The sequence below is a fragment of the Sediminicola sp. 1XM1-17 genome (assembly GCF_037203765.1).
GTDB lineage: Bacteria > Bacteroidota > Bacteroidia > Flavobacteriales > Flavobacteriaceae > Sediminicola.
In genome coordinates, this window is record NZ_JBBCAS010000002.1 from 129,982 (window position 1) to 153,905 (window position 23,924).

Here is a 23,924-nt window from a genome sequence, read left to right on the forward strand (position 1 = left end):
CTGAAAGGTAATTAACACAAATTAACCACCTACGCGTTTCACTTTAAACCCTTTTTCCTTTAAAATAGCCATGATTTTGTCACGGTAATCTCCTTGGATAATTATGGAATCGTCCTTAAAGGTACCGCCAACACTCAGTTTCGTCTTTAATTCTTTGGCCAATTTCTTAAAATCCTCATCGGCTCCGGTATAGCCCTCAATAATGGTGATAGGTTTGCCTTTTCGTTTTTCATACTTGCAGATCATTGGTGCCTCCTGCAACCAAATTCCATCATCATTGGACGTGTTTGCTTCCTCTTCTTCTGAAGGGGTATGATCGGGAAATAAATGTTTGAGCTGGTCTTTTAAGTCCATCTTTATTAAGGTATTGAAAGGTCATAAAAAACCTCCCTTGTTCAGGGAGGTATGATTACTATTTTTTAATCAATCCAAGATCTATCAATCTTTCATGTAGAAACTCTCCTGCTGTAATATCCTCATATTGTTTTGGATTTTCAGCGTCAACGCAATTGTCCAAACAGTTGAGGGGCATATCACTCACCGGGTGCATGAAATAAGGAATGGAGTACCTAGAGGTGCCCCAAAGTTCCCTAGGAGGATTTACCACTTGGTGTATGGTAGATTTCAATTTATTGTTGGTCAATCTGGAAAGCATATCCCCAACATTGATCATCAATTCATTGGGTTGGGCAATGGCATCCACCCATTCACCTTGGTGGTTCATTACCTGCAACCCTTTACCTTGAGCCCCCATCAAAAGGGTGATCAAATTGATATCGCCATGAGCTGCTGCCCTAATGGCATTCTTCGGCTCAGAAGTTATGGGCGGATAATGGATAGGTCTAAGGATAGAATTTCCATTTTTGATATAATCATCAAAATAGGTTTCCTCTAGCCCTAAGTGCAAAGCCAAGGCCCTAAGGACATATTTTGCTGTTTTTTCAAGCATTTTAAAGGTTTCTTTGCCAATGACGTTAAAATTGGGAAGCTCCTTTACAATCACGTTCTCTGGATATTCAGCCTCCAATTTTGGGTTGTCCTCAACATATTGGCCAAAATGCCAGAATTCTTTTAGATCCCCTTCTTTCTTTCCTTTTGCATGCTCCTTGCCAAAAGAGGTATATCCCCGTTGGCCACCAATACCGGGAATTTCGTAGGAATCCTTTACTTCTTGGGGCAGGTTAAAAAAGTTTCTGACCTCATCATATAGGTTCTTAACGAGTTCATCGGACAAAAAATGTCCGCTTAGGGCAACAAATCCGATATCTTCAAAGGCGCTCCCTATCTCTTTGATGAATTTTTCATTTCTATTTTTATCTTCAGATAAGAAATCTTGAAGATTTACACTTGGAATTCCGCTCATGACCAAAAATTAAATTAGCACCTCAAATTTAGTAAATTAATTAGGGTTATCGGATAAGAAAACATTCCTTTTTGTTACAACCTTTCGTTACATTTAACCCAATATTGGATCGCAACGTTATATTATTATGAAATATCAACCAACAACAACCAGTAAAAATACCCAGTTAAAACTCTACGAAAGAATGATGAAACCTCGATTGATAGAGGAAAAAATGCTCATTTTATTGCGACAGGGGAAGGTATCCAAATGGTTCAGTGGAATTGGGCAGGAGGCCATTGCCGTTGGGGTGACCTCGGCATTGAAAGAAGAGGAATATATTTTGCCCATGCACCGTAATCTTGGGGTCTTTACCTCTAGGAACATTCCTTTGTATCGGTTGTTTGCGCAATGGCAGGGCAAGGGAAGTGGTTTTACCAAGGGCAGGGACCGAAGTTTTCACTTTGGGACCCAGGAATACAAGATTGTTGGGATGATCTCCCATTTGGGCCCTCAATTGGGGGTAGCCGATGGAATTGCCTTGGCCAATATCTTAAAAAGGGAAAAATGGGTTACGGCCGTTTTTACAGGGGAGGGAGCTACCAGTGAAGGGGATTTTCACGAAGCCCTGAATGTGGCCTCGGTATGGAACCTTCCGGTCTTGTTTTGTATAGAGAATAACGGTTATGGCCTTTCCACGCCTACCAACGAACAATATAAATGCGAGAATTTAGCGGATAAAGGGATCGGTTATGGCATGGAGTCCCATATCTTGGATGGCAACAACATATTGGAGGTATACGAAAAGGTTGATGCCCTTTGTCAAAGTATGCGTACCAATCCCAGACCGGTACTTTTGGAATTCAAGACCTTTAGAATGCGCGGCCATGAAGAGGCCAGTGGTACCAAATATGTTCCCCAGGAATTGATGGACCAATGGGCCAAAAAAGATCCGATAAGCAACTACGAAAAATTTCTGGTCTCCGAAGGCGTATTGAATGACGGCTCCATTGCCCAGATCACGGAAAGGATCCATCAAGAAATTGACGAACATCTACAGATGGCCTTCAACGAAGATGAAATTCCTTTGGATCCGGCGGTTGAAATAAATGATGTGTATAAACCTTATGACCACAAAGAGGTTTCTCCGGGCCAAAAGGTTTCCAATATTCGACTTATCGATGCCATTTCACAGGGTTTGAGGCAGTCCATGGAGCAACATGAAAATTTGGTGCTCATGGGGCAGGATATTGCCGATTACGGAGGGGTATTTAAAATTACGGAGGGTTTTGTAGATGCTTTCGGAAAGGACAGGGTACGAAATACCCCCATCTGTGAATCTGCCATCATATCCACGGCCATGGGCCTCTCCATCAATGGGATGAAGGTCATGGTGGAAATGCAATTCGCCGATTTTGTGAGCTCTGGCTTCAATCCTATAGTCAATTATCTGGCTAAGTCGCACTACCGCTGGGGGGAGCATGCCGATGTGGTCATCAGAATGCCCTGTGGTGCCGGGGTAGGCGCCGGACCCTTCCATTCCCAGACCAATGAGGCCTGGTTTACCAAGACGCCAGGATTAAAAGTGGTGTATCCTGCCTTTCCCTATGATGCCAAAGGCCTCTTGGCATCGGCCATCAACGACCCAAATCCGGTGCTCTTCTTCGAGCACAAGGCCCTTTATAGGAGTATGTACCAGGATGTCCCCGATGATTATTACACCTTGCCCATGGGAAAGGCCGGACTATTGAGAAGTGGGGCCGATATTACCATAGTCACCTATGGGGCAGGCGTGCATTGGGCCCTGGAACTATTGGACAATCAACCTGCAATAAATGCCGACCTGATCGATTTGCGCACGCTGCAGCCTTTGGATATGGATACTATTTATGCCTCTGTCAAAAAAACTGCCAAACTTATCATCCTGCAGGAAGACAGCCTTTTTGGGGGCGTGGCCAGTGATATTTCGGCCATGGTCATGGAAAACTGCTTTGAATATCTGGATGCACCCGTAAAAAGGGTCGGCAGCTTGGATACCCCAATCCCTTTTGCCAAAAAACTGGAACAAAACTACCTTCCCAAAGAGCGTTTTTCATTGGCTATCAAGGAGTTATTGGAATATTAGCGATTGCGATAGTAATAGATGTTTTTGAACTAATATTGCACGTTGAAATCACGACCTTGCAAAAGGTTTTGTACATGGTGAACATGGCGAAACCTATTTGGAGTATTTCAACGTATATATGTTAAATTAAACCCTAAATGATGAACAAAAAATTTTTATTATTATTTGCCGTTTCGGCACTTTTAATGACATCCTGCTCCGTTTCCAAGGAGGTGCGGGATCAAAGAAACACGTTGAGCGGGACCTGGTCCTTGAACAACATTTCCTATGAGAACAATACAGGAACCTTTTCTTCCTTGCTCTTCAATGATGCCAAGGATATCTGTTTTAAGAACAGTGAATGGTTCTTTAGGGACAATAACAGTACGGGACGCTACACCATTCCAAGTGGTAGTCTTTGTGCAGGTGGCGACCGTTATATTAAATGGTCCGTAGTAGAAAGGGAGGGGCTTTCCAATCAGCTACAATTCAAATCCATCAACGCCAAAAACAAGGATATCAGTGGTGGTTATGGTTACCGTTTGGATATTGTTAGTTTGAGCCCACAGGCCATGACCCTAAAATCGGATGTTTCTGTGAACGGATCACCTGTTAGCGTAGTTTATCAATTCACTAAAAAGTAAAATCGAGTTAAAATGAAAAATAGAATTACAAAAAGTATATTATTTGTACTAGCGCTGACCGTTGTTGTTAGTTGCAGTACCGTAAAAAATGCGAACAAAACCCAAAAAGGTGCCGTAATCGGTGCTGCCGGTGGTGCCGCTGTAGGTGGAGTTATCGGTAATAATGTAGGTAAAGGAAATACTGCCCTTGGAGCCATTATTGGCGCCGTTGTTGGTGGTGCTGCCGGAGGTTATATCGGAAATAGAATGGACAAACAGGCCGAGCGTATAGAGACCGAAATTCCTGGTGCTGAAGTGACCAGGGTAGGAGAAGGGATCAATGTTACCTTTAACGAAGATGCAGGTGTTTATTTTGATACCAATAAGTCAGCGGTTAAGGGAGCATCTGCAGAAACCTTAAATAGGTTGGCCGGTGTTCTTAAGGAATATCCAGATACCAATATTTTGGTAGAAGGACATACCGATAGTGCAGGTAGTGACGAATATAATATGACACTGTCGCAACAACGTGCACAATCTGTGACCAATTACTTGGCATCACAAGGAATCAGTAGAAGTAGGCTTACTGCAAAATGGTATGGTGAGAACCAGCCGAAGTCGGACAATTCAACTGCCGAGGGCAAAGCCAAAAACCGTAGGGTAGAAATGGTGATCATTGCCAACGAGGCCTTAAAACAAGAGGCCATCAATAAGACGAAAGGATAATCAATATTGATATTTTTTGAATTAAATCCCGCTCATGGTAGCGGGATTTTTTATTTATAATAAGTATCTTCCAACCATGGGAGCATACGACGTTATAATCATTGGTGGCGGCTTGGCGGGACTTACCGCGGCCTTGCATCTCAAAAAAAATGGACAAAGCGTTTTGGTGCTCGAAAAACATCAATATCCCCATCACAAGGTCTGTGGGGAGTATGTTTCCAATGAGGTTTTGCCCTATCTGGAGTATTTGGATGTTCCTTTGGCCCCATACCATGTGGCACAAATTGATACCCTGCAATTCTCCTTGGTGAATGGGCAGTCCATCACCACTAGACTTCCCTTGGGAGGCATAGGGATAAGCAGATACGCTTTTGATGATCTGTTGTATCAAAAGGCGAAATCGGAGGGCGTGGATTTTATTTTTGAAACTGTGGATCAGGTGCTTTATGAAAATGATGCTTTTGAGGTGACCTCAAATATGGGGAAAGGTTTTGCCTCATCAGTGGTATTGGGAGCCTATGGTAAGCGCAGTGGGCTAGATATGCATTTGAAGCGGGAATTCACACAAAATAAATCGACCTGGTTGGCGGTCAAGGCACACTACCAATATCCGGATTTTACGGATAACCTGGTAGCCCTGCACAATTTTAGGGGCGGTTATGCCGGACTATCCAAAACGGAGACCGGGGCTGTCAATTTTTGTTATCTCACCACCTACGAAAGTTTCAAACAAGAAAAGAATATCGATGGTTTCAATGCTCATGTAGTTTCCCAAAATCCTTTTTTAAATCGTTTTTTAAGGGAAGGGGAGCCCTTGTTCGATGTGCCATTGAGCATCGCCCAAATTTCATTCGACAAAAAAAAGGCAATAGAAAACCATGTCCTAATGTGTGGGGATTCTGCGGGATTGATACATCCCCTATGCGGTAATGGAATGGCTATGGCTATCAATAGCGCAAAAATAGCTGCGGAGCGGGTATCCCAGTTTTTGAACGATAGATCGTACGGCAGGATACAAATGGAGCAGGAATACCAATTGGCCTGGAACGATGCCTTTCGGCATCGATTGTGGATGGGGAGAAGGCTGCAATCCTTGTTGCTGAACCCCAAGATGTCCAAATGGGCACTGGGAGCAGTGGGCCGTGCTCCTTGGGTTCTGAACGAGATAATCAAGAGTACGCACGGAAATCCCATGGCCATATGATAGATACCACCTACAGGAATACGGATCCAGAGCTCATGGATGACCCCCATGTTCCCGAAGATGTGCTTCGGGAAGTGTTGGATGATATTTCCCGTGTAAACCGGTTGCTCAATGGCAATAGGATCACGATCAGGGCCATTGATCAATTGATCCATGAAAACCCCCAAGGAACCTATACCATAGTTGATATGGGCTGTGGAGACGGACAAATGTTGCGGGAGGTGGCCGATTATTATCGTAAAAAGGGTGTGGATGTTGCATTGATAGGCATCGATTTAAGCGAAAAGGGAATTCAAATAGGTAGAGAGTTGTCAAAAGACTACCCTGAAATCAGTTTTCTGAGGCAGGACATATTGAAAATTGACGCAGGCGCTCTGCAATGCGACATATTGCTCTGTACCCTTACCATGCATCATTTTGGCGATAGCCAGATCCCTATTTTTTTAAAGCAGTTCGTGAAATTGGCAAATTTAGGCGTAGTTGTCAATGACCTTCAAAGAAGTAGGATGGCGTACTATCTATTTAAAATGTTTAGTGTTATTTTTATAAAAACCGAAATAGGAAAATTGGATGGACTGATATCTATTAAAAGCGGATTTAAAAGGCAGGAGTTGTTGGCTTTTGCCCAAAATATCCCACATGCATACCACTCGGTACAATATAAATGGGCCTTTAGATATTTATGGCTTATGAGAACAAACAGACCCCAAGAGAGCAAATGAATGACGTTAGGATTGCAGCAGTAAGCAAACAATTACCGGATTATAGTAGGGAAACCAAGGATATATTGCCACTTGTGGAAATGTGGTTGGGCGACCAGGAAGAGCGGTTCAGGCGCAAGGTCCTGAAAATATTCGAGGGTGCAGCGGTGGACAAGCGCTACAGTATCATGGCGCCGGAGGAGGTATTTACGGCCACTTCTTTTGAAGAAAAAAATGCCATTTACGTCAGGGAGGTCAAAAAGCTAGGTACTAAGGTGCTTCAAAATGCCCTGTCCGCTGCCACCTGGGGAACCGATAGCATTGATTATATCATTACAGTAAGCTGTACGGGGATCATGATACCTTCCTTGGACGCCTACATCATCAATGATCTGGGGCTGCGCCAAGATGTGGTGCGACTCCCGGTGACTGAGATGGGCTGTGCCGCAGGGGTATCGGGACTGATCTATGCCCATAATTTTTTGCGTTCCAATCCCGGGAAACGCGTTGCGCTGGTTGCTGTGGAGAGCCCGACCGCCACTTTTCAGCTGAACGACTATTCCATGGCCAATATGGTCAGTGCCGCGATCTTTGGTGATGGGGCCGCTTGTGTGTTATTGTCTTCGGAAGAGGATGCCGTTGGGCCAAAGATAGTGGGAGGGGAGATGTACCATTTTACGTACGCCACCCAGATGATGGGTTTTGATCTTACCAATCATGGGTTGAAAATGATCCTGGACCCCGCAGTACCCGAGACTATTGCAAGTCATTTTCCGGATATTGTACATCCTTTTTTGGCTCGCCATGGCTCATCCATTGAGAATGTAAGTCATTTGATCTTTCATCCCGGAGGGAAAAAAATAGTACAGACGGTAGAGGACCTGTTTGGGGCCTTGGGTAAAAATATAGACGATACCAGGGAGGTTTTAAGGTTGTATGGCAATATGAGCAGTGCAACGGTACTGTATGTGCTGGAACGTTTTTTGGAGAAGGAAATTGAAGCTGGTGAGCAAGGGCTGATCCTGAGTTTTGGCCCCGGATTTTCTGCACAGCGCGTTTTGCTGGAATGGTAGCGTTTATTCTGGGATGTCGTTACAAGTAAAAAAAAGAACAAAAATGAGCTTAAGGAAAAAGGGAATATGGACAAAAATATAAAGCCAAAAGAAGCATGGGCCCTGATCTTGGGCGGTAGTAGTGGTTTGGGTCTGGCCACCGCCAAAAAACTGGCCGGGCATGGATTTAACATTTTAGTAGTTCATAGAGACAGAAAGATTGATTTCCAGACTATTGAAAACGAATTCCGAAGCATTGCTTTAAATAAAATTAAGCTAAAATCGTACCATATAGATGCTACCAATTTGGAGCGCAGAACAGCTACTATAAAGGAAATCTATGAAGAAATGGGGCAAAATGGGAAGGTAAAAGTGCTGGTCCATAGTATTGCCAAAGGGAATTTAAAGCCCATGCAGTCCGCTGATGGAACAGCTTTGAGCAATCAGGATTTTCATCTCACCATCGATGCCATGGCCATTAGTTTGTACGATTGGACCAAAGCATTGGTGGGGGCAGATTTATTTGCTGAAGATGCCAGGATTGTTTCTTTCACCAGTGAGGGCAATTCTAAAGCATGGGAGAACTACGCCGCCGTTTCTGCCGCAAAGGCAGCTTTGGAGGCTATTACAAGGAATATAGCCTTGGAATTTGCACCCAAGGGCATCAAGGCCAATTGCGTGCAGGCAGGAATAACCCTGACCAATTCTTTCCATATGATCCCGGGAAGCGAAAAACTGGAGGAGAATGCCCTGAAGCGCAACCCCAGTGGGCGCTTGACGACTGCGGAAGATGTGGCCAATGCCGTATATCTGTTGACCATGGATGAGGCAAAATGGATCACGGGGACGGTACTGAAGGTAGATGGGGGAGAAAGTTTGCGTTAGCGGCGAGCAAATAAGAAATCAAATCTGACAAGGCACAATAGTTTAAATGGAGTATAAAGAAATCATAGATCAATTGCCATATGGCCCGGAATTCCGGTTCGTGGATCGACTGCACCGTGTAACCGAAGATGGAGTGGTGGGGGAATTTACTTTTTTGGAGGACATGTATTTTTTTAAGGGACATTTCAAGCAGCGCCCGGTGACCCCAGGGGTAATTCTTACAGAATGTTGTGCGCAGATAGGATTGGTTTGCTTGGGTTTATATGTCCTTAATGAAAGTGATACTTCAATAATAAAATTAGGATTGAGCAGTAGTGAAATGGAATTTTTGCTCCCTGTATTTCCTAATGAAACCGTGATGGTGACCTCCAAAAAGATCTATTTCAGGTTTCAAAAGCTCAAATGTGAAGTGCGTATGCATAACAGTAAAGGGGAGTTGGTCTGTAAAGGTGTATTGGCCGGAATGATAAAATTGGATAAAGCATGAAAAAGAGAGTAGTGGTGACGGGTCTGGGGGTCTGTGCACCAAACGGCGTAGGGTTGGAAGACTTTGGCAAATCGTTAAGGGAAGGGCGTAGCGGCATCGCCTTCCAGCAAGAATTGGAAACATTGAAATTTTCATGCCAAGTAGCTGGAAAGCCAATTCTTAGACAAGATCATATAAACCAATACTTTAATCCTTTGCAACAGCGGGGATTGAATGCCAGCGGTATTGTTTATGGGGTGATGGCCGGTATGGATGCCTGGAAAGATGCAGGATTGGATATGGCACCCAAGGAAACTCCGGATTGGGACAGTGGTATCATTTTTGGAACCGGTATCTTGGGGGTCGACAAGTTTCGGGAGTCCATCCAGCTGATAGATGGGGGCAGTACCCGCAGGTTGGGAAGTACTTCCGTGATGCAGACCATGGCCAGTGGTATCAGTGCCTATTTAGGGGGTATTTTGGGATGTGGCAACCAAGTGACCACCAATTCCTCTGCGTGTACCACCGGCACTGAGGGCATTTTAATGGCCTATGAGCGCATTGTGGCCGGTAAGGCTACCAGAATACTAACCGGAAGCTGTAGTGATAGTGGACCGTATGTATGGGGCGGATTTGATGCCATGCGTATTTTACCCAATGCTTATAATCAAGATCCTGAGAATGCCAGTAGGCCCATGAGTGCCTCGGCGGCCGGCTTTGTGCCCGGGAGTGGGGCAGGGGCCCTAGTACTGGAATCCTTGGAAAATGCCCTTGATCGTGGGGCCCATATTTATGGGGAAGTGCTTGGGGGAGCGGTGAACAGTGGGGGACAAAGGGGATCGGGTACCATGACTGCCCCTAATAGTGAAGCGGTGCAGCGCTGCATTGTGGAAGCTGTGGAAAGTGCAGGGATTCAGAAAGGGGATATTGATGTGATCAATGGGCATCTTACGGCAACAGGGAAGGATGCCACAGAGATCCAAAACTGGAGTGCCGCCCTGGAGCGTTCGGGAAGGGATTTTCCTTTGGTAAATTCCTTCAAGGGATTGATGGGGCATTGTTTGGCGGCAGCGGGCAGTATTGAATGTGTTGCGGCCCTTTTGCAATTTAAGGAAGGGAAGGTCTTTGGAAATATCAATTGTGAGGATATCCATCCGGAGATCTTGGAAATAGTGGACGCCGACAAAATACCTAGGGAAACCATAGACCACCAAGCAGAAATTCTGGCGAAGGCCAGTTTTGGCTTTGGGGATGTAAATGCTTGTGTTATTTTTAGGGCTTATAAAAACGAATAAGAATTACCGATCAAATATTTATATGGAAGAACGTTACGAGCAGTTAAAAGGGATCATAAAAATTTATCTACCGGAAGATGTAACGGTAGAAGATATCACCCCGGAGAGTCACTTCATCAATGAGTTGAACATCAATTCTGCCAATTTGGTTGACATTGTCCTGGATGTGGAAGATGCCTTTGATATCGTTTTGGAAAATGAGGATATGGACCAAATGAAGACCGTCAAGGATGCCTTGGCCATCATAGATAACAAGCTCAAAGCTTCCTGATCCAATTATTTAATAGAAAGGAATCGGTTTTTATTCCGGTTTCACCTCTTTTGGTGCAAGCATCATGGATGCGGTCACCCCCCCGATCAAGGCAATGGCGATAACGCCCAAGGAAAGCCATTCCGGGAATTCCACATGGTGGGACAATAGCATTTTGATGCCTACAAAAGCCAAGATCACCACAAGGCTATAGTTGATGTACCTGAATTTTTCCAACATTCTTGAGATTAGAAAGTACATAGATCTAAGTCCGAGGATGGCAAAGATGTTGGAACTGAATACGATAAATGGGTCTGCGGTAATGGCCAGGATAGCAGGAATACTGTCCAGCGCAAAGAGGATATCTGTAAGCTCTATGACAATAAGTGCCACGAATAGCGGTGTTGCGGCCCTGATTCCCATCTTTCTGATAAAGAAATCGTGTCCATGCATTTTGGTAGAGATCGGAAATATTTTTTTGATCTGCTTGAAAATAAAGGATTTTCGGGGGTCAAAATCTTCATCGTCAGATTTTAGCATTTTAAAGGCGGTATACAAAAGAAACACCCCAAAGACGTAAATGACCCAATCGAACTTGGTGATCAGGGCTACCCCAAAAACAATCATAAGGGCTCTAAACACGATGGCCCCTAAGATACCCCAGAACAATACGCGGTGTTGGTACAAGGGGGGAATACTAAAGGATGAAAAGATCACGGCGATGACAAAAACATTGTCCACGCTAAGGGAGAGTTCTATTAAATACCCTGTGATATATTTAATTACAGCTTTATCTGGTGCTAGGTCTGTAGGATTGGCGATATGGTTGCCGGCGAAGAGCCAGTAGATCACACCGCTGAAGGCCATGGCCACGGTTACCCAAATGGCGGTCCATATGGCAGCTTCCTTGGTTTGGATTACATGTTCATCTTTGTGGAATACACCAAGGTCCAGTGCGAGGAAAACCAAAATTAGAGCGATAAAAGCAATCCAGATCAACATAGCGATTTTTTTAGGATCACAAAGCTAATCATCATTTTATATTTTGTATCAAAAAAGTAAAATAAATTAGCGGTGGTATAAGGTTGTTATTGTAGTAATTAACAGCTCCTTGTTGGCGCGAAAATAGCTGATGGGAAGAAGATATTGTATGGTAGTTGTCCTACGGTATTAAAAATGGGTCTGCAGTTTACTACAGACCCATTTTTAGGTAAAAATCTTTGTTTTCTTTATTGTATTTTGAAGGAGTTGTTTCCTTCTAAAGTCCAAGGTACTGGTGTTCCTGGGCTTAGTGTGCTTTGATCTTGTCCTTTCGTTTTTTCAATTGTCGTTCCAAATCGTCTATGGTATTGGCTATTGAGGCCTCGAAACTACCATTGCTCGACTCGGCAAACAAGCGTGGTCCTGGGGAACTCAATCGAATGGCACAGATCATTCCCGTATCTGGGGAAGAGGTATTCTCGGTTTTAAAGAAAACATCGGCACGAATTATAAAATCATATTTGTCCAATAACTTGTCTACTTTTTTGCCAGCAAATATTTCCAAACGTTCGCTGGCTTTTACACCATCATATTCAAAGTTTATATTCATAATTATTATAATTTTTGTTTAAGGTAAAGAGGTAAAATAAAGAAAGCAAATATTTTTAATTAAGGTAAACATAAAATTTAGGATGTCAAAACGTTAAAGTCTGATTTTGTTATAATTACACGTATTAGGGTTAAAAAAAAATGCATAACTTAATAGGGAATATAAAGTTCTCCCGCCAAACCCTAAATCCAGTAGTTATGACAACAGCACATTTTCACGATCATCCGGACCGAAGAGTTTCAAGCAGAAGCACCAGTATTTTGCGATTGGAAAGAAACAATAGAGATCTTGTACAGTTAAACAAACTGTTATGTTGTTATAGATGTGAACCAAAAACGTATGCACGTTTTGAGGAACTGTCGGAATTAAAGATGCGGATACAGGAACTCCGTAGATCAAATCTTGAAATTATTTCAGGGATCCTTAGCGAGGAGGAGCACCAAAAAGTTAGTTTGGGTAGAATTCGCAGACAGTTATTGGAATTCAACGAACTTCAGAGACGAGTGGAAGGTTACCGCAATCCGATCCGATTTGTGGGCTAACCACCATTTCCCATAATTCTATTTTACATAATATAAATTATAGAACAAATGTCAATATTTATTGTTTAGCATAGTTTAGCCATTTGATAGCTATAATTCTAAACTATGTAAAATATCCCAGAAGCATTCGTTTTCATTAAAATAATTGGAACTTGGGTCATTAAACTAAAAATCGGTGTGCTACGCACAGTTCTATTAATTTGTATCTATAATTAGTCGTTATGTAAAATAGCCGCTACCAAGCGTTCGATTGCTTTATAAAATCAAATTGCTCTGGCAATTTATTTTACTCACAATTATCCAACGCTTGCCAACGCCAAAATAAAAGCTAACCATTTTGCTCTTATTAAAAATCGCGTATTCGATAAAAATGTACGTAATAAAAAATTTCACGAGATTCTCGTGGATTGCCACAAGAGCATAAATTTTAAGAAAAATAAAATTCTATGCACTTGTTATGTTTAGAACTTCAATTAATCCTTTTTTTTAATGTTTCATTATCTTTTGTCTTGAAACAAAAGAAACAAAAATTCAAGGCTGCATATAATTTTGGAAACAATTAACGGCTCATTCGCTATATTTTAGGAAACATTCAACTCGTTAACATTATCTTGAAATCCCTTGTATAATTGAAACTCTTAATAAACTATATTGCTAAACCCCTAAAATATGCACGCTCTCTTCACCTTATTGTTTTACCAAAATTTTATGAGGCCACTATAGCATCTGCTTCAATTTCAATTAACCAATCTGGATTAATAAAACGAGATACTTGCATGATTGTATCAACAGGCTTTATAGTTTTAAAATAAGACGCTCTTACTTTGGCAGCAGCTTCCCAATCTTCTATATTAGTTAATAATATTCGTGTTCTAACGACGTCATTTAAGCTTGACCCTGCTTTTTCTAAAGCTATTTTAATAGTTTCTAAACATTGTTTGGTTTGAATCGAAATATCACCAACACCTACCGTATTTCCATCTGAATCAATAGGTGCAGTTCCTCCAATTGTAATATATGGTCCAACACGAACTGCGCGACTAAATCCTACAATGTCTTCATAAGGACTTCCTCCTGATATTAATTTTCGTTTCATTTGTTATTTATTGAAGTTATGTGTTAAAAAAAACATTAATCGTTCTTCATTCGCTTCATTTGTTCGTTTGCTTTTCTAAAAATTTCACGAATTACATCTCCATTTGACGGTTCTTCTGCCAAAGTTTCAGGATCCCATTGACTACGTTCAGTAGCAAAAAAATCACCTCCATAAATATGAAGTCCTCCTGTGAATCTCGGCAATGGATTTGTTACAGAATGGATGGCATTTGTATTTAGTTTAGCAGCATCACCAGTAAATAAGCAACTTGCCGTTTTTGCCACTAAACCTTCATTAGTTCGTTCCCAAAGAATATTATCTTCTCTACCTGTATAGATACCAATATTTGCCCACATATGGTGGTTGTGAGGCATTAGGTTCATTTGTGGTGTCCATGCTGCTGCAAAAATGGTTAATTCTTTTGACCTAAGAAATACTTTCAAACCAGCTTCAGTTGGTTCTCCAATTGCTTTTAAAACATTTTTATGATTGGAAACTGCTATGGCTAAAACTTCATTAACAGCGTCTTGCGCATTTGATTCTTTGTTGGCAGTAATACAGTCTTCTACAAATTTTTGCATTTCCATTAATTCTCTTTCCTGAACGGGTATGATGAATTCGCCAGGATCTAAAGCATCTATGGATACCTCAGTCATTGCTGATGACATAAAAGAAGGAAGTGCTGCGAAACTCAACCCCAGCCCCAGAGTTCTAATCATTCCTCTCCTTGATAACTCTGAACTCTTTTGTTCAACTATACTGTGTGTTTTCATATTTTTTGTCTTTTATATTCGTTGTAAAAACGTTCATTAAATGGAATTGATTTTAATGATGTTTCAATGTCATCAAGATGCTTAAGTATAGCTAAATCTTCATTTAACATTTTAAATATAGCATCCTCGCAACTGCTCCATATTTGTTCTAATTCAGGAAGTAGATCAACAGATTTTTGAGTCAGTTTAATATTTTGTTTTCTTTTATCAACTGCATCTTTTTCAGAAGCTATATAACCTTTAGTCGCCATCTTTTTAAGCATAACAACCATTGATGGATGCGTATAACCTAACTGTTCAGCTATTTCGACCATTGTTAGTGCCTTATTTTCTTTTAATAACTTGAATACTAAATGCCAACTTGGTTCAACATCCAAATCAATTTGCTTAAAAAATTTTCTTGTATCATGAGACATTCTATCACTAATGCGCTTTAACCGATTGTCTAATGCTTTGTAACCAAGCTCTTTAATATAGTCTCTTTCCATTTTCCTTGATTGTATTTGTAAATATAATAAAATATAGTTAGTCAACTACATAGTTGATTAAATATATTTCACTATAACCATTCCACACACATTACGCTTCCCTCCTACGTCATCGCATAAAAAGTGTTCCATTAACATCGCAGAAGAAACTTTTAGAATGAATTTTTTAAAGAAACTGTAGTAACAACTTTCGCTTTTACCAAAGCTCAAGTTACATAACGCGGTACATTATAGAACAAATATATCTATAATGTAAAACAGCGTATAGCAGGATTTTCGTATAGCTCCGCTATTTTGCATAATACCAGATATAGCACCTTTAGGTCTATATCGTCAGGTATTATGTAAAAGAAAATCTTGCAACCAAAGCTTGAATATGAAACACGTATGTGTTTTATATCATCACAGCCGCATCAACCCGCCGTCAAAGGCAATCAGCCACTGGCTAATTTCCTATGCGCGTATGTCAAAGCTGTTTTACTGGAATCTATTTCGTTAGGTATTATGTAAAAGAAAATCTTGCAACCAAAGACTGAATATGAAACACGTATGTGTTCTATATCATCACAGCCGCATCAACCCGCCACCAAAAGTTAATCTGCCACTGGCTAATTTCATTTGCGCGTATGTCAAAGCTGTTTTACTGGAATAATAATTTTTAATCTCTCTGGCATTAATAATACATTCTAAAATCCAGTAATTTGCAGACATTGTAATGTCTTTGGTGCAATTCTTCTACAACATCCAACATATTGTCATCTTCTTTAAATAAGTTAAAGAATGCTATATCAAGATTTGAGCTGCTTATTCCATTAAATCCATTACCATAGCCCGAAACCCCTTTTGCGCCAGTGATATCCAAAAAATATTGAGCTTCCTCCTCGTCTAAATCCAGGATTTTTGCATTCGAAAAATGTAAAATCTTTCCTTTTAACGATCCTTCAAAAATTTCTGCAATTTCTTGTAAGCTATAGTAGTAGTCATTTAAACAAATACTATTTGCTTCCCCAGTCATAACCAAGTAGATTATTTCATAGTTTTTAAAATTATGATCATCCAAGACCAGTGCATTTAAGCTGTCTTCCAGTCCTTCAATGGTATCGCACGTTTTATAGATACTTGCAATGCCATATTTCACGGCCAATTGTTCCAAGTTTTGCTGTGCTTCCGTAACCTTGTCCGTTTCTATTTCCTGAACCCCTTCCAAACAATAAATGAAATAATCTGCATCATTATATTGCTCTTGGGGTAATTGTGTTCTTTTCTCTAACAAGCTTCTGAATTTAAATAAAGTACAATAACACAAAATTACTGTAACTCTTCTGTTCTTTTCAGCATTTTGATTTAATATTCCGTACAACACATATGTTGCCCTCCCTCCGATAGCTGTACCTAGGTGATTGACTCCGCTCAAACTTATAGCTTCAGGAATGTGACCAACTTGGATTAGTTCTCGACTCCGCTTCAACCGACAGCATCAGTCATGGGAACATACGGCAGTGGTCCTCGACTCCGCTCGAACTGACTGATTCAGTCATGGGAAAATACGGCAGTAGTTCTAGACTCCGCTCGAACCGACAGCATCAGACATGGGAAAATACGGCAGTAGTTCTAGACTCCGCTCGAACTGACATCTTCAAAAAGTGAACCTAATTCTCGACTCCGTTCGAACTGACATAAAATTTCAACTTCTGGGAATCGAATCCTTATCTTTGCAGCTCATTATAAAGGGTTAGACTTCTTGCAACAGATAAAAGCATACTTAGATCAAATAGCAACCATTTCCAACGAGGATTGGGATTTTTTTATTTCCAAATTACAGCGACGGGAGATTGCAAAGAAATCGGTTTTTCTAAAGGTCAACGAAATAGAAAACCATATTTCCTTTATAGAATCTGGTGTGGTTCGTCTGTACATTCCCAAGGATAATCCGGACAAGGAGATCACCTTTGGCTTTAGTTTCAAGGATCAGTTTATCAGTGCCTACGATTCTTTCCTCACACAAACTCCTTCGGCATATCAGCTACAGGCCCTTACAGATACCGCCCTTTGGAGCATTACCTATGATGATCTGCAATTGGTCTATAAGACCACACAAATAGGTAATCTAATTGGCAGATTGACTGCAGAACGCCTCTTTTTGATCAAATCTAAACGCGAGCAGAACCTATTGAACCTATCGGCAGAAGAACGTTATGTGAATTTATTTAAAGAGCGCCCAGAACTCTTAAAAGTAATTCCCCTTAAATACATAAGCTCCTATATCGGAGTTACCTCCCAAGCGTTGAGCAGAATTAGAAAACGTCTGTAAAAGGCATTTTATTGATTTGGGTTCATTGTTTCCATACAAAGGCCAATTTACCTTTGCAGAAAAAAAATGCTGATCCTAATTTTTGTTTTATTGCTTTGGTACGGGGGATTGTTTTTTCAGTCTTTCTTTTTGCACCGCTATGCGGCCCATCAGGTATTTACGATGTCAAAAATGATGGAACGGATAACCTTTGTCCTCACCTGGATCTTTCAAGGTCCAAGCTATTTGAGTGCCTATGGTTATGGTATTATGCACCGCATGCACCATGCCTATACCGATACAGAACAGGACCCCCACTCCCCTTCCCATGACCCCAACTTGTTCGCCATGATGTGGAAGACTAAAACGATTTATCAGGATATCAATACCCAACGTATTGCCGTGGATGCACGGTTTACCAAAAACGTGCCCCAATGGAAAGGATTTGACCTCTTTGCAGGTTCCAGATTGTCACGTTTGCTATGGATAACCGCCTACATTTTTTTCTTTGCCTTTTTTGCAACTGCATGGTGGCAATGGTTGTTACTGCCCTTGACCTTTTTAATGGCCCCTATACATGGGGTGATCATCAATTGGTTTGGCCATATCTATGGCTATGTGAATTTCACCATGAAAAACACGAGCAAAAACCTTTTCCGTTTCGATTTTTTAATGATGGGCGAAGGGTACCATAACAATCACCATAAGCATGCCAGCAATCCCAATTTTGGCGTAAAGTGGTATGAGATTGATGTGACCTATTTGATTATCAGGGTCCTGGATACTCTAGGGCTCATCCACTTGAAACCAATGAAGGTTAGATCGAAAATGATTTCATAGGAAAATACGGTAAGTACCTCCCAATAGCAATCGGGATTGGCTCTGTACTCCGATCAGACGGACAGTTATACTTATCTTTTAAGTTGGAATTCTGTCGCCCGAGATTTCCCTAGAATCGATAATTTGTTCCAAGGGACAGTTTGCCATGGTTCTGGAATAGGCGGGCACTGGGATTAGCGAAGTTGATGGACACGGCTTTTATTGTTTTTTGAATGCCCTGGAGCAAACACCTGCATCAAGCTGCCCAATTATTTATTTTGATTGTTATTGAGCGCTTTTCTAATTTGTTCACTATCCCAATGGGGATCAAATGCCGTAATACCCCTGTCAAAATCTTGCTCCATTAATCTCTGTTGTTCCTCAAGTTCTTTCCTAGCTTTGAAAATGTAGTTTTCATCTCTTTTGGGTTCTGAGGCCAATCGTCTTAAACTTTCTTCATCATACTTGATGAAATTTTGCACCTGCCTGTTCAAGGTATATTTTCTGAAGCCCATTTTGCTCAAAACATCTTTGGCCAAACTTAAGGAGGTGTCCAACGATTCCCGGTAAATGTTCTCCATTCCCATATTCAGCAGCTCATAGGCATCATACCTATTTTTTGCCCTGATCATCAATTCCACATGAGGATACTTTTCCTTTACCAGTTTGGCAACCTGCTTGGTCACATTGGGATTATCAATGGCACAGATCAATATTTTGGCGTTTGCAATGCCGGCAGATTCCAATAAATCCCGTCGCGTGGCGTCACCGTAATATACTTCGAAGCCCATCTTACGTAAAAAATCAACGCGATTGGAATCTTGGTCCAAAATGGTAGCTTCTACGCCGTGCGAGCGTAAAAAGCGACCAACCGTGCTTCCAAAATGGCCAAAACCCACCAAAATGACTTTTTGGGACTTTGCTATATGATCCATGGGACGTTTTACGGATTCCTTGGTTCCTATATTTGGTAAGATAAACCGCTCGTTGATCATGCTTATAATTGGGGTAAGGGACATGGTAAGGGCTGTGATCACCAAGAGCATATCCATTTGCTCCTGCCCCAAAATATTCAGTTGAAAAGCAAAGGACAGTACCACAAATGCAAATTCCCCAATTTGGGCCAGACCGAAGGTCAGGAGTAATTTTTGGTCCAATTTTAAACTAAAAATACGACCTGTAATAAATAAAACGAACGCCTTTAATATAACAATGGCCAATAAAATACCACCAATGGTAAGCGGACTTTTGGCAATCACGATAAAGTTGATGGAGGCACCGACCGCCATAAAAAACAAACCTAGCAGCAAATTTTTAAAGGGTTCAAGCGTGCTTTCAAGTTCGTGTTTAAACTCGCTATTTGATAGTACGACACCCCCTAGAAAGGCTCCTAAAGCCGGACTTAAGCCTACAAACTCCATTAAGAAGGAAATACCGAATACAATTAAAAATGCAGCGGCAATCAATAACTCCCTAACTCCTGTTTTTGCAACCCTTCGCAACATGGGTACAATAAGGTACCGCCCTGCGGCTATAATTGAAAAGACAGATAAAATAATAGCCAATGTCTGTAGACCTATAGGAAGATTATCCAATAAATTAGTATGCTGGCCCCCTATTTCAGAAGAAGTGACACCATCGGAATTTGATAGTAAAGGCATAAGTCCCAACATAAAAATGACAATGATATCCTGAAAAAGTAAAATGGAAAATGACGAGATCCCAAACGTGGTTTCCATTAAGCCCTTTTCTTTTATCGTTTGCATCGCAATGGCCGTAGAGGACAGTGCAACGGCCATGGCAATGACCAGAGCTACTTTCCAATCGTAGCCCAAGAACGTAAACAATAGATAGGAGAGGATGATGGTTCCCCCCACCTGGATTCCTCCCATCCCTACAATGGTTTTTCGCATATTCCAGAAATTTTTCGGCTCAATTTCCAGTCCAATTAAAAACAGCATCATTACAACTCCAAATTCGGCAAAATGCAATATATCCTCACCTTCCTTACCTATAAAACCAAGTACATAGGGGCCTATCAGTACACCGGCCAACAAATACCCTAAAACGGAACTTAGGCCTAAACGTTTGGCAATGGAGACACAGATGATTGCTCCCCCCAAAAAAACTATAGCATCAAAGAGTATACTTCCGGTCATATGTTAAGCAGTTATAAGTTCTGGGATATCATTTAAAAAGGCACAACCCTCAAAATCGGACAAGGTGAATCCGCCTTGAAGCAAATCAATTAAATTGCTGTATTTTTTTGCGTCACGATCTAATTCCCCATCGCTCAATTTATGTGTTCCCATGACTGCAAAAGGGGGAAAATACCTCATACCGCACAAGATTGCGGTTTGCTCAAAAGGTCTTAGAAACTGATTGATCGTAAAACTATTGGTGCCTTTGGAGCAATATACTTCCCTTGAACCACCCGTAGTAATCACATTTAAGCAGATTTTAGAGCTAAGGGCATGGGTATTTGGGCCATATGCCCATCCAAACTCCAAAACCATGTCTATCCACTGTTTCATTAATGGAGGACAGCTGTACCAATAGAATGGATGGTGCCAAATAATAACGTCGTGTTGACTCAGTAATTCTTGTTCCGCTTTTACATCAACATTAAAATCAGGATAAAGTTCATATAGATCACGAAATGTTACGCCCTCTTTATTTTTAATATGCTCTACGAGAACCAAATTTGCCCTAGAATTCTCAAATTTAGGATGTGAGAAAAGAACCAATATTTTTTTCATGTTATTCATTTAAAAATGACAGTATTAAATCCTTTTAACGTATGTCATAGCGCTATAGCCTTAAGCACACGGGTAAAGATAATTACCATCGCTAAAGGAATTACCCTTTTATCGAATTTTAATCCTACAGCTATGGTTAATTATGTCCCTGTTGTAACAAAAGTTATAGCTATGGGTTATTTTGATGTTTGGATCCTTTCCAGGATGTTCTCTGTTAGGTCCAACATAGTCGTAATTTTCCCTTCGTCAGAGGCATCAGCATGTGCAGGACCGAAAACTCCTTTGGGATTGCCCTTATCATTATCAAAATACTTCCCTGAATCATTGCTGTAGGTATTTAAAAGCGCAAGATCATATAGAATATCAACCCCTTTTTTGGTTGGTGACCAATATTCCCCAAAGGCTTCTTGAACCATTTTAGTGTTCAATAGCGAACCAGGATTTACGGCAATAACCACAATATTTGGCTCTGCTTGTGCTAAATGAAAACTCCACATGGTCAAAGCCAATTTACTTTGGGCGTAGGCGGCATTGTCAGAAACTTGCTGTTTTCCCCTTATGACATCTTCATCTACCGTGGCCTGTGCTGCAGAACTCAAGTTTATGATTCTTGGCGCTACCGCTTTTTTAAGTTTTGGAAGAAGAGCGTGGGTCAACACATAAGGTGCCAAATAATTGACCACAAATCTGATATCCAGTCCATCTTTGTTTTTCGGGGTCTTGCTATTATAAACTCCGGCATTATTGATCATCACATCAATTGCAGGAACTTCATTTTTAACCTGTTCGGCCATTTTTGAGACAGCGTCCAAATCAGAAAAATCTGCTAGAAACCCTTTTACATTTTGATTGTTTGAAGCCTCTTTTATTTCTGAAATCACGGCTTCCAATTTTGCTTTGTTTCTTCCATGCACATAGACGGTATGGCCATTACCGGCCAATTTCATGGCAGTTAATTTCCCTATGCCATCTGTGCTTCCCGTTATCAGTATGATTTTATTCATAATGCGTACAGATTGTTTTACAGACACAAGGTAGTCATCTTCATTTAAAGTAGTTAATGCTTCCCATGCGACTTATGACGCATTTAATAGGTTTTTTGAAACCATGAAGTTGATTATTGGTAGGGTTTATAGACTATAATTTATAAAAAACCACTTGAAAACTTTAAGATGAAACATGCGCTATCATCATCTTTTAAAAATTGTTATATTTAACAGAATCAAATATGTAGAGGCATGTTTGATTTTTAATTCTTAAAACATCTATGATTATGAGTCGTTTAAAAGAGATTAAATTCTTGACCCTTGCCATGCTGTTATGTGGTTTTTTGGCTGCCAGTTCTCTGACCTCCTGTCGTGAACAAAAGGAAAAGGAAAAAACAGAAGAGCAGGAAATCCATTCGGAATCTGATGAACACCCGGAAGGCGGAGAACATCCTGAAGGAGGGGAACATCCCGAGGGCGGAGAGCATCCGGAGGGAGAGGAACATCCAAAGGATACCGTAGCAGGATAATATTATAGGCTTTCTGTGTTTAGGGTTGCCGCCTTCCTGCGAAATGAAAAGAATGTTTTTGGGAATGCGGGCTCCTTGCCTATTTCCATAACTGGATAGGCAAGAAAGTTGATGGGGCCGGAATGCGGCCCAGGATCTGGTTGCAGATCGCGCCCACGGGTAAATTCGATCCTATTGGCAGGATGCCGACCAAAGTAATACGTGGCCAAGGCCGTATATTTATTGGCTTCGCTAATATCTACAGGCCACCATTTTCCTTCAGCATAGAATTCTGCCCAACAGTGATATCCATCAATCCCCCCTTCGTCCCGATCAGAAGGGATAGAAGCCCCTACGGCAAAGCGCGAAGGTATTCCCGCGGATCGGGCCAAGGAAATAAATAGGGAATGGAATTCCGTACAGTTGCCGGTAAGGGCATCGCAGGCATAAACGGCATCCCCGGTGCCGTATTTTCCAGCTTTGATATACTTCATATTGTCAATGATATAATCATACAAGGCCCTCGCCTGCATAATGGCACCTTCAGAGCGCTTGTCCCCAATTATGCTGTCTGCCAGTACCTCGAACCGGTCTCCAATGGGCAACAGTTTATTGGCATCGAGATAGGGCGAAGGATCGGCATCTTCGGCATAGGGGTTTTTCTCCTGCCTTTGCACATCGTAGACAAGTTCCACTTTCTTTCCACTGTGTTCGGGAGCTAGTTCCATATATAAAATGGAATTGCCGTATTTCTTTTCCTTCAATATCCGATGGGCCACAGGTGCGTTTATGGAACGCAATTCAACGGTTTGAAAGCGGTCTGTCTGGGGAATGGGAAGCCACATTTTTGCAGGTCCGGACATTTCTGGCAAGGTAACATCGTAATGAAACTCAAAGGCATCATCACCTTCTTTAACGCCAAGCAGGTCTGTTGATGCGTTTTGTAATGGCATTCTGTACCAGGTCTTATCCTTCCGTTGTTTCCAGGTATAAAAGGGTTTTCCATTGAGTTTGTGCAGGGTGGTTTCGGTAACGGTCATATTGCCCGGATCACCAGCCAAGAAAAAATCCACATCGTATACATCTCCACTGACATCGGCCAGATCTACACAGGCGAAATGACGCTGGGGGCCTAAATTGGAAAGGTATTCGGTATGTACCCGAACCAGTTGTAGCCGCAGTTCTTTTTCTTCCGTAGCGATATGAAAATAACCGCCACCCTCAGCTACCTTTTTTGCTATATTCTCTTTGATTCCAGCTTCTATATCAGCAGTAACCACATTGGGCACTTTCTTTACAGCAAGTTGTTTTTCTTCTTTCTGTTGTTTGGTGCCCAGATTGCAGGCCATCATCGTGGCCAGGATTCCAAGGAGAACAATAAAGCGATTTTTCATACAGTAATATGATTTCTAGAGCCATGAAT

General features: G+C 41.5%; 26 protein-coding genes. 14 read left to right on the top strand and 12 right to left on the bottom strand.

What is annotated here, in order from left to right:
- Positions 1 to 21 precede the first annotated feature (21 nt).
- Positions 22 to 354, bottom strand: a complete 333-nt coding sequence (locus WAA86_RS03540) for a translation initiation factor (protein ID WP_337299600.1) — start codon at positions 352 to 354, stop codon at positions 22 to 24.
- A 58-nt stretch (positions 355 to 412) separates the two neighbouring features.
- Entirely contained in the window at positions 413 to 1,363 is a 951-nt protein-coding gene (locus tag WAA86_RS03545; RefSeq protein WP_337299601.1) for an isopenicillin N synthase family dioxygenase, read from the bottom strand.
- A gap of 127 nt (positions 1,364 to 1,490) precedes the next feature.
- Here WAA86_RS03545 and WAA86_RS03550 point away from each other — a divergent pair, with 127 nt between their 5' ends.
- The 10 genes from WAA86_RS03550 to WAA86_RS03595 all read left to right on the top strand — a co-directional run bounded on the left by WAA86_RS03550 (position 1,491) and on the right by WAA86_RS03595 (position 10,669).
- Positions 1,491 to 3,467, top strand: a complete 1,977-nt coding sequence (locus tag WAA86_RS03550; RefSeq protein WP_337299602.1) for an alpha-ketoacid dehydrogenase subunit alpha/beta — start codon at positions 1,491 to 1,493, stop codon at positions 3,465 to 3,467.
- Between the two features lie 137 nt (positions 3,468 to 3,604).
- Positions 3,605 to 4,090, top strand: a complete 486-nt coding sequence (locus tag WAA86_RS03555) for a lipocalin family protein (RefSeq protein ID WP_337299603.1) — start codon at positions 3,605 to 3,607, stop codon at positions 4,088 to 4,090.
- 12 nt (positions 4,091 to 4,102) lie between these two features.
- Positions 4,103 to 4,795, top strand: coding sequence for an OmpA family protein (locus WAA86_RS03560; protein WP_337299604.1), 693 nt, complete (start codon positions 4,103 to 4,105; stop codon positions 4,793 to 4,795).
- A 34-nt stretch (positions 4,796 to 4,829) separates the two neighbouring features.
- Positions 4,830 to 5,999: an NAD(P)/FAD-dependent oxidoreductase gene (locus WAA86_RS03565; RefSeq protein WP_337299605.1), complete on the top strand. Its 1,170-nt coding sequence runs from the start codon at positions 4,830 to 4,832 to the stop codon at positions 5,997 to 5,999.
- Positions 5,996 to 6,721, top strand: a complete 726-nt coding sequence (locus WAA86_RS03570; RefSeq protein WP_337299606.1) for a methyltransferase domain-containing protein — start codon at positions 5,996 to 5,998, stop codon at positions 6,719 to 6,721. Before WAA86_RS03565 ends, WAA86_RS03570 begins: the two co-directional genes overlap by 4 nt.
- On the top strand, positions 6,718 to 7,773 hold the full coding sequence (locus WAA86_RS03575; protein ID WP_337299971.1) for a type III polyketide synthase: 1,056 nt from the start codon (positions 6,718 to 6,720) through the stop codon (positions 7,771 to 7,773). The genes WAA86_RS03570 and WAA86_RS03575 overlap by 4 nt, the downstream gene beginning before the upstream one ends.
- Positions 7,774 to 7,839: 66 nt before the next feature.
- A complete protein-coding gene (locus WAA86_RS03580) occupies positions 7,840 to 8,637 on the top strand; it encodes an SDR family oxidoreductase (protein ID WP_337299607.1) in 798 nt (265 codons plus the stop codon).
- Positions 8,638 to 8,683: 46 nt separating this feature from the next.
- Positions 8,684 to 9,124, top strand: a complete 441-nt coding sequence (locus WAA86_RS03585; protein WP_337299608.1) for a 3-hydroxyacyl-ACP dehydratase FabZ family protein — start codon at positions 8,684 to 8,686, stop codon at positions 9,122 to 9,124.
- On the top strand, positions 9,121 to 10,398 hold the full coding sequence (locus WAA86_RS03590; RefSeq protein WP_337299609.1) for a beta-ketoacyl-[acyl-carrier-protein] synthase family protein: 1,278 nt from the start codon (positions 9,121 to 9,123) through the stop codon (positions 10,396 to 10,398). The genes WAA86_RS03585 and WAA86_RS03590 overlap by 4 nt, the downstream gene beginning before the upstream one ends.
- 22 nt (positions 10,399 to 10,420) lie before the next feature.
- Positions 10,421 to 10,669, top strand: coding sequence for a phosphopantetheine-binding protein (locus WAA86_RS03595; protein WP_337299610.1), 249 nt, complete (start codon positions 10,421 to 10,423; stop codon positions 10,667 to 10,669).
- Positions 10,670 to 10,699: 30 nt separating this feature from the next.
- Here WAA86_RS03595 and WAA86_RS03600 read toward each other — a convergent pair whose 3' ends face one another.
- Both WAA86_RS03600 and WAA86_RS03605 read right to left on the bottom strand, forming a co-directional pair.
- A complete protein-coding gene (locus WAA86_RS03600; protein WP_337299611.1) occupies positions 10,700 to 11,650 on the bottom strand; it encodes a TerC family protein in 951 nt (316 codons plus the stop codon).
- A gap of 286 nt (positions 11,651 to 11,936) precedes the next feature.
- Positions 11,937 to 12,239: an HPF/RaiA family ribosome-associated protein gene (locus tag WAA86_RS03605; RefSeq protein WP_337299612.1), complete on the bottom strand. Its 303-nt coding sequence runs from the start codon at positions 12,237 to 12,239 to the stop codon at positions 11,937 to 11,939.
- 197 nt (positions 12,240 to 12,436) lie between these two features.
- Between WAA86_RS03605 and WAA86_RS03610 the strand changes: the two genes are divergently transcribed.
- Positions 12,437 to 12,781 (top strand): hypothetical protein, encoded by a 345-nt coding sequence (locus WAA86_RS03610; protein ID WP_337299613.1) that lies wholly within the window; start codon positions 12,437 to 12,439, stop codon positions 12,779 to 12,781.
- A gap of 706 nt (positions 12,782 to 13,487) precedes the next feature.
- On the opposite strand, the gene WAA86_RS03615 is transcribed toward WAA86_RS03610, so the two are convergent.
- The 4 genes from WAA86_RS03615 to WAA86_RS03630 form a co-directional block, all read right to left on the bottom strand.
- On the bottom strand, positions 13,488 to 13,877 hold the full coding sequence (locus WAA86_RS03615) for a RidA family protein (RefSeq protein WP_337299614.1): 390 nt from the start codon (positions 13,875 to 13,877) through the stop codon (positions 13,488 to 13,490).
- A 35-nt stretch (positions 13,878 to 13,912) separates the two neighbouring features.
- Positions 13,913 to 14,650 (bottom strand): hypothetical protein, encoded by a 738-nt coding sequence (locus WAA86_RS03620; RefSeq protein ID WP_337299615.1) that lies wholly within the window; start codon positions 14,648 to 14,650, stop codon positions 13,913 to 13,915.
- Positions 14,647 to 15,138 carry a MarR family winged helix-turn-helix transcriptional regulator gene (locus tag WAA86_RS03625; RefSeq protein ID WP_337299616.1) on the bottom strand — a complete coding sequence of 164 codons (492 nt, stop codon included), beginning with the start codon at positions 15,136 to 15,138 and terminating at the stop codon, positions 14,647 to 14,649. Before WAA86_RS03625 ends, WAA86_RS03620 begins: the two co-directional genes overlap by 4 nt.
- Positions 15,139 to 15,811: 673 nt before the next feature.
- Positions 15,812 to 16,411, bottom strand: coding sequence for a DUF6642 family protein (locus tag WAA86_RS03630; protein WP_337299617.1), 600 nt, complete (start codon positions 16,409 to 16,411; stop codon positions 15,812 to 15,814).
- Positions 16,412 to 16,879: 468 nt separating this feature from the next.
- Here WAA86_RS03630 and WAA86_RS03635 point away from each other — a divergent pair, with 468 nt between their 5' ends.
- Both WAA86_RS03635 and WAA86_RS03640 read left to right on the top strand, forming a co-directional pair.
- Complete coding sequence (locus tag WAA86_RS03635; protein WP_337299618.1) at positions 16,880 to 17,449, top strand: Crp/Fnr family transcriptional regulator; 570 nt, start codon at positions 16,880 to 16,882, stop codon at positions 17,447 to 17,449.
- A 66-nt stretch (positions 17,450 to 17,515) separates the two neighbouring features.
- Positions 17,516 to 18,268: an acyl-CoA desaturase gene (locus WAA86_RS03640; RefSeq protein ID WP_337299619.1), complete on the top strand. Its 753-nt coding sequence runs from the start codon at positions 17,516 to 17,518 to the stop codon at positions 18,266 to 18,268.
- Positions 18,269 to 18,516: 248 nt separating this feature from the next.
- On the opposite strand, the gene WAA86_RS03645 is transcribed toward WAA86_RS03640, so the two are convergent.
- The 3 genes from WAA86_RS03645 to WAA86_RS03655 all read right to left on the bottom strand — a co-directional run bounded on the left by WAA86_RS03645 (position 18,517) and on the right by WAA86_RS03655 (position 22,010).
- Entirely contained in the window at positions 18,517 to 20,406 is a 1,890-nt protein-coding gene (locus WAA86_RS03645) for a monovalent cation:proton antiporter-2 (CPA2) family protein (protein WP_337299620.1), read from the bottom strand.
- Between the two features lie 3 nt (positions 20,407 to 20,409).
- Positions 20,410 to 21,006, bottom strand: coding sequence for a glutathione-regulated potassium-efflux system oxidoreductase KefF (gene kefF, locus WAA86_RS03650; protein ID WP_337299621.1), 597 nt, complete (start codon positions 21,004 to 21,006; stop codon positions 20,410 to 20,412).
- A gap of 176 nt (positions 21,007 to 21,182) precedes the next feature.
- A complete protein-coding gene (locus tag WAA86_RS03655) occupies positions 21,183 to 22,010 on the bottom strand; it encodes an SDR family NAD(P)-dependent oxidoreductase (protein ID WP_337299622.1) in 828 nt (275 codons plus the stop codon).
- A 269-nt stretch (positions 22,011 to 22,279) separates the two neighbouring features.
- Between WAA86_RS03655 and WAA86_RS03660 the strand changes: the two genes are divergently transcribed.
- Positions 22,280 to 22,522 (top strand): hypothetical protein, encoded by a 243-nt coding sequence (locus WAA86_RS03660; RefSeq protein ID WP_337299623.1) that lies wholly within the window; start codon positions 22,280 to 22,282, stop codon positions 22,520 to 22,522.
- Between the two features lie 2 nt (positions 22,523 to 22,524).
- On the opposite strand, the gene WAA86_RS03665 is transcribed toward WAA86_RS03660, so the two are convergent.
- Entirely contained in the window at positions 22,525 to 23,895 is a 1,371-nt protein-coding gene (locus WAA86_RS03665) for a transglutaminase-like domain-containing protein (RefSeq protein ID WP_337299624.1), read from the bottom strand.
- Positions 23,896 to 23,924: the final 29 nt, after the last annotated feature.

Bases quoted from the DNA above. Each gene is read 5' to 3' on its own strand.
- WAA86_RS03540 (WP_337299600.1), bottom strand. From the start codon at position 354: ATGGACTTAAAAGACCAGCTCAAACATTTATTTCCCGATCATACCCCT.
- WAA86_RS03545 (WP_337299601.1), bottom strand. From the start codon at position 1,363: ATGAGCGGAATTCCAAGTGTAAATCTTCAAGATTTCTTATCTGAAGAT.
- WAA86_RS03550 (WP_337299602.1), top strand. From the start codon at position 1,491: ATGAAATATCAACCAACAACAACCAGTAAAAATACCCAGTTAAAACTC.
- WAA86_RS03555 (WP_337299603.1), top strand. From the start codon at position 3,605: ATGATGAACAAAAAATTTTTATTATTATTTGCCGTTTCGGCACTTTTA.
- WAA86_RS03560 (WP_337299604.1), top strand. From the start codon at position 4,103: ATGAAAAATAGAATTACAAAAAGTATATTATTTGTACTAGCGCTGACC.
- WAA86_RS03565 (WP_337299605.1), top strand. From the start codon at position 4,830: ATGGTAGCGGGATTTTTTATTTATAATAAGTATCTTCCAACCATGGGA.
- WAA86_RS03570 (WP_337299606.1), top strand. From the start codon at position 5,996: ATGATAGATACCACCTACAGGAATACGGATCCAGAGCTCATGGATGAC.
- WAA86_RS03575 (WP_337299971.1), top strand. From the start codon at position 6,718: ATGAATGACGTTAGGATTGCAGCAGTAAGCAAACAATTACCGGATTAT.
- WAA86_RS03580 (WP_337299607.1), top strand. From the start codon at position 7,840: ATGGACAAAAATATAAAGCCAAAAGAAGCATGGGCCCTGATCTTGGGC.
- WAA86_RS03585 (WP_337299608.1), top strand. From the start codon at position 8,684: ATGGAGTATAAAGAAATCATAGATCAATTGCCATATGGCCCGGAATTC.
- WAA86_RS03590 (WP_337299609.1), top strand. From the start codon at position 9,121: ATGAAAAAGAGAGTAGTGGTGACGGGTCTGGGGGTCTGTGCACCAAAC.
- WAA86_RS03595 (WP_337299610.1), top strand. From the start codon at position 10,421: ATGGAAGAACGTTACGAGCAGTTAAAAGGGATCATAAAAATTTATCTA.
- WAA86_RS03600 (WP_337299611.1), bottom strand. From the start codon at position 11,650: ATGTTGATCTGGATTGCTTTTATCGCTCTAATTTTGGTTTTCCTCGCA.
- WAA86_RS03605 (WP_337299612.1), bottom strand. From the start codon at position 12,239: ATGAATATAAACTTTGAATATGATGGTGTAAAAGCCAGCGAACGTTTG.
- WAA86_RS03610 (WP_337299613.1), top strand. From the start codon at position 12,437: ATGACAACAGCACATTTTCACGATCATCCGGACCGAAGAGTTTCAAGC.
- WAA86_RS03615 (WP_337299614.1), bottom strand. From the start codon at position 13,877: ATGAAACGAAAATTAATATCAGGAGGAAGTCCTTATGAAGACATTGTA.
- WAA86_RS03620 (WP_337299615.1), bottom strand. From the start codon at position 14,650: ATGAAAACACACAGTATAGTTGAACAAAAGAGTTCAGAGTTATCAAGG.
- WAA86_RS03625 (WP_337299616.1), bottom strand. From the start codon at position 15,138: ATGGAAAGAGACTATATTAAAGAGCTTGGTTACAAAGCATTAGACAAT.
- WAA86_RS03640 (WP_337299619.1), top strand. From the start codon at position 17,516: ATGCTGATCCTAATTTTTGTTTTATTGCTTTGGTACGGGGGATTGTTT.
- WAA86_RS03645 (WP_337299620.1), bottom strand. From the start codon at position 20,406: ATGACCGGAAGTATACTCTTTGATGCTATAGTTTTTTTGGGGGGAGCA.
- kefF (WP_337299621.1), bottom strand. From the start codon at position 21,006: ATGAAAAAAATATTGGTTCTTTTCTCACATCCTAAATTTGAGAATTCT.
- WAA86_RS03655 (WP_337299622.1), bottom strand. From the start codon at position 22,010: ATGAATAAAATCATACTGATAACGGGAAGCACAGATGGCATAGGGAAA.
- WAA86_RS03660 (WP_337299623.1), top strand. From the start codon at position 22,280: ATGAGTCGTTTAAAAGAGATTAAATTCTTGACCCTTGCCATGCTGTTA.
- WAA86_RS03665 (WP_337299624.1), bottom strand. From the start codon at position 23,895: ATGAAAAATCGCTTTATTGTTCTCCTTGGAATCCTGGCCACGATGATG.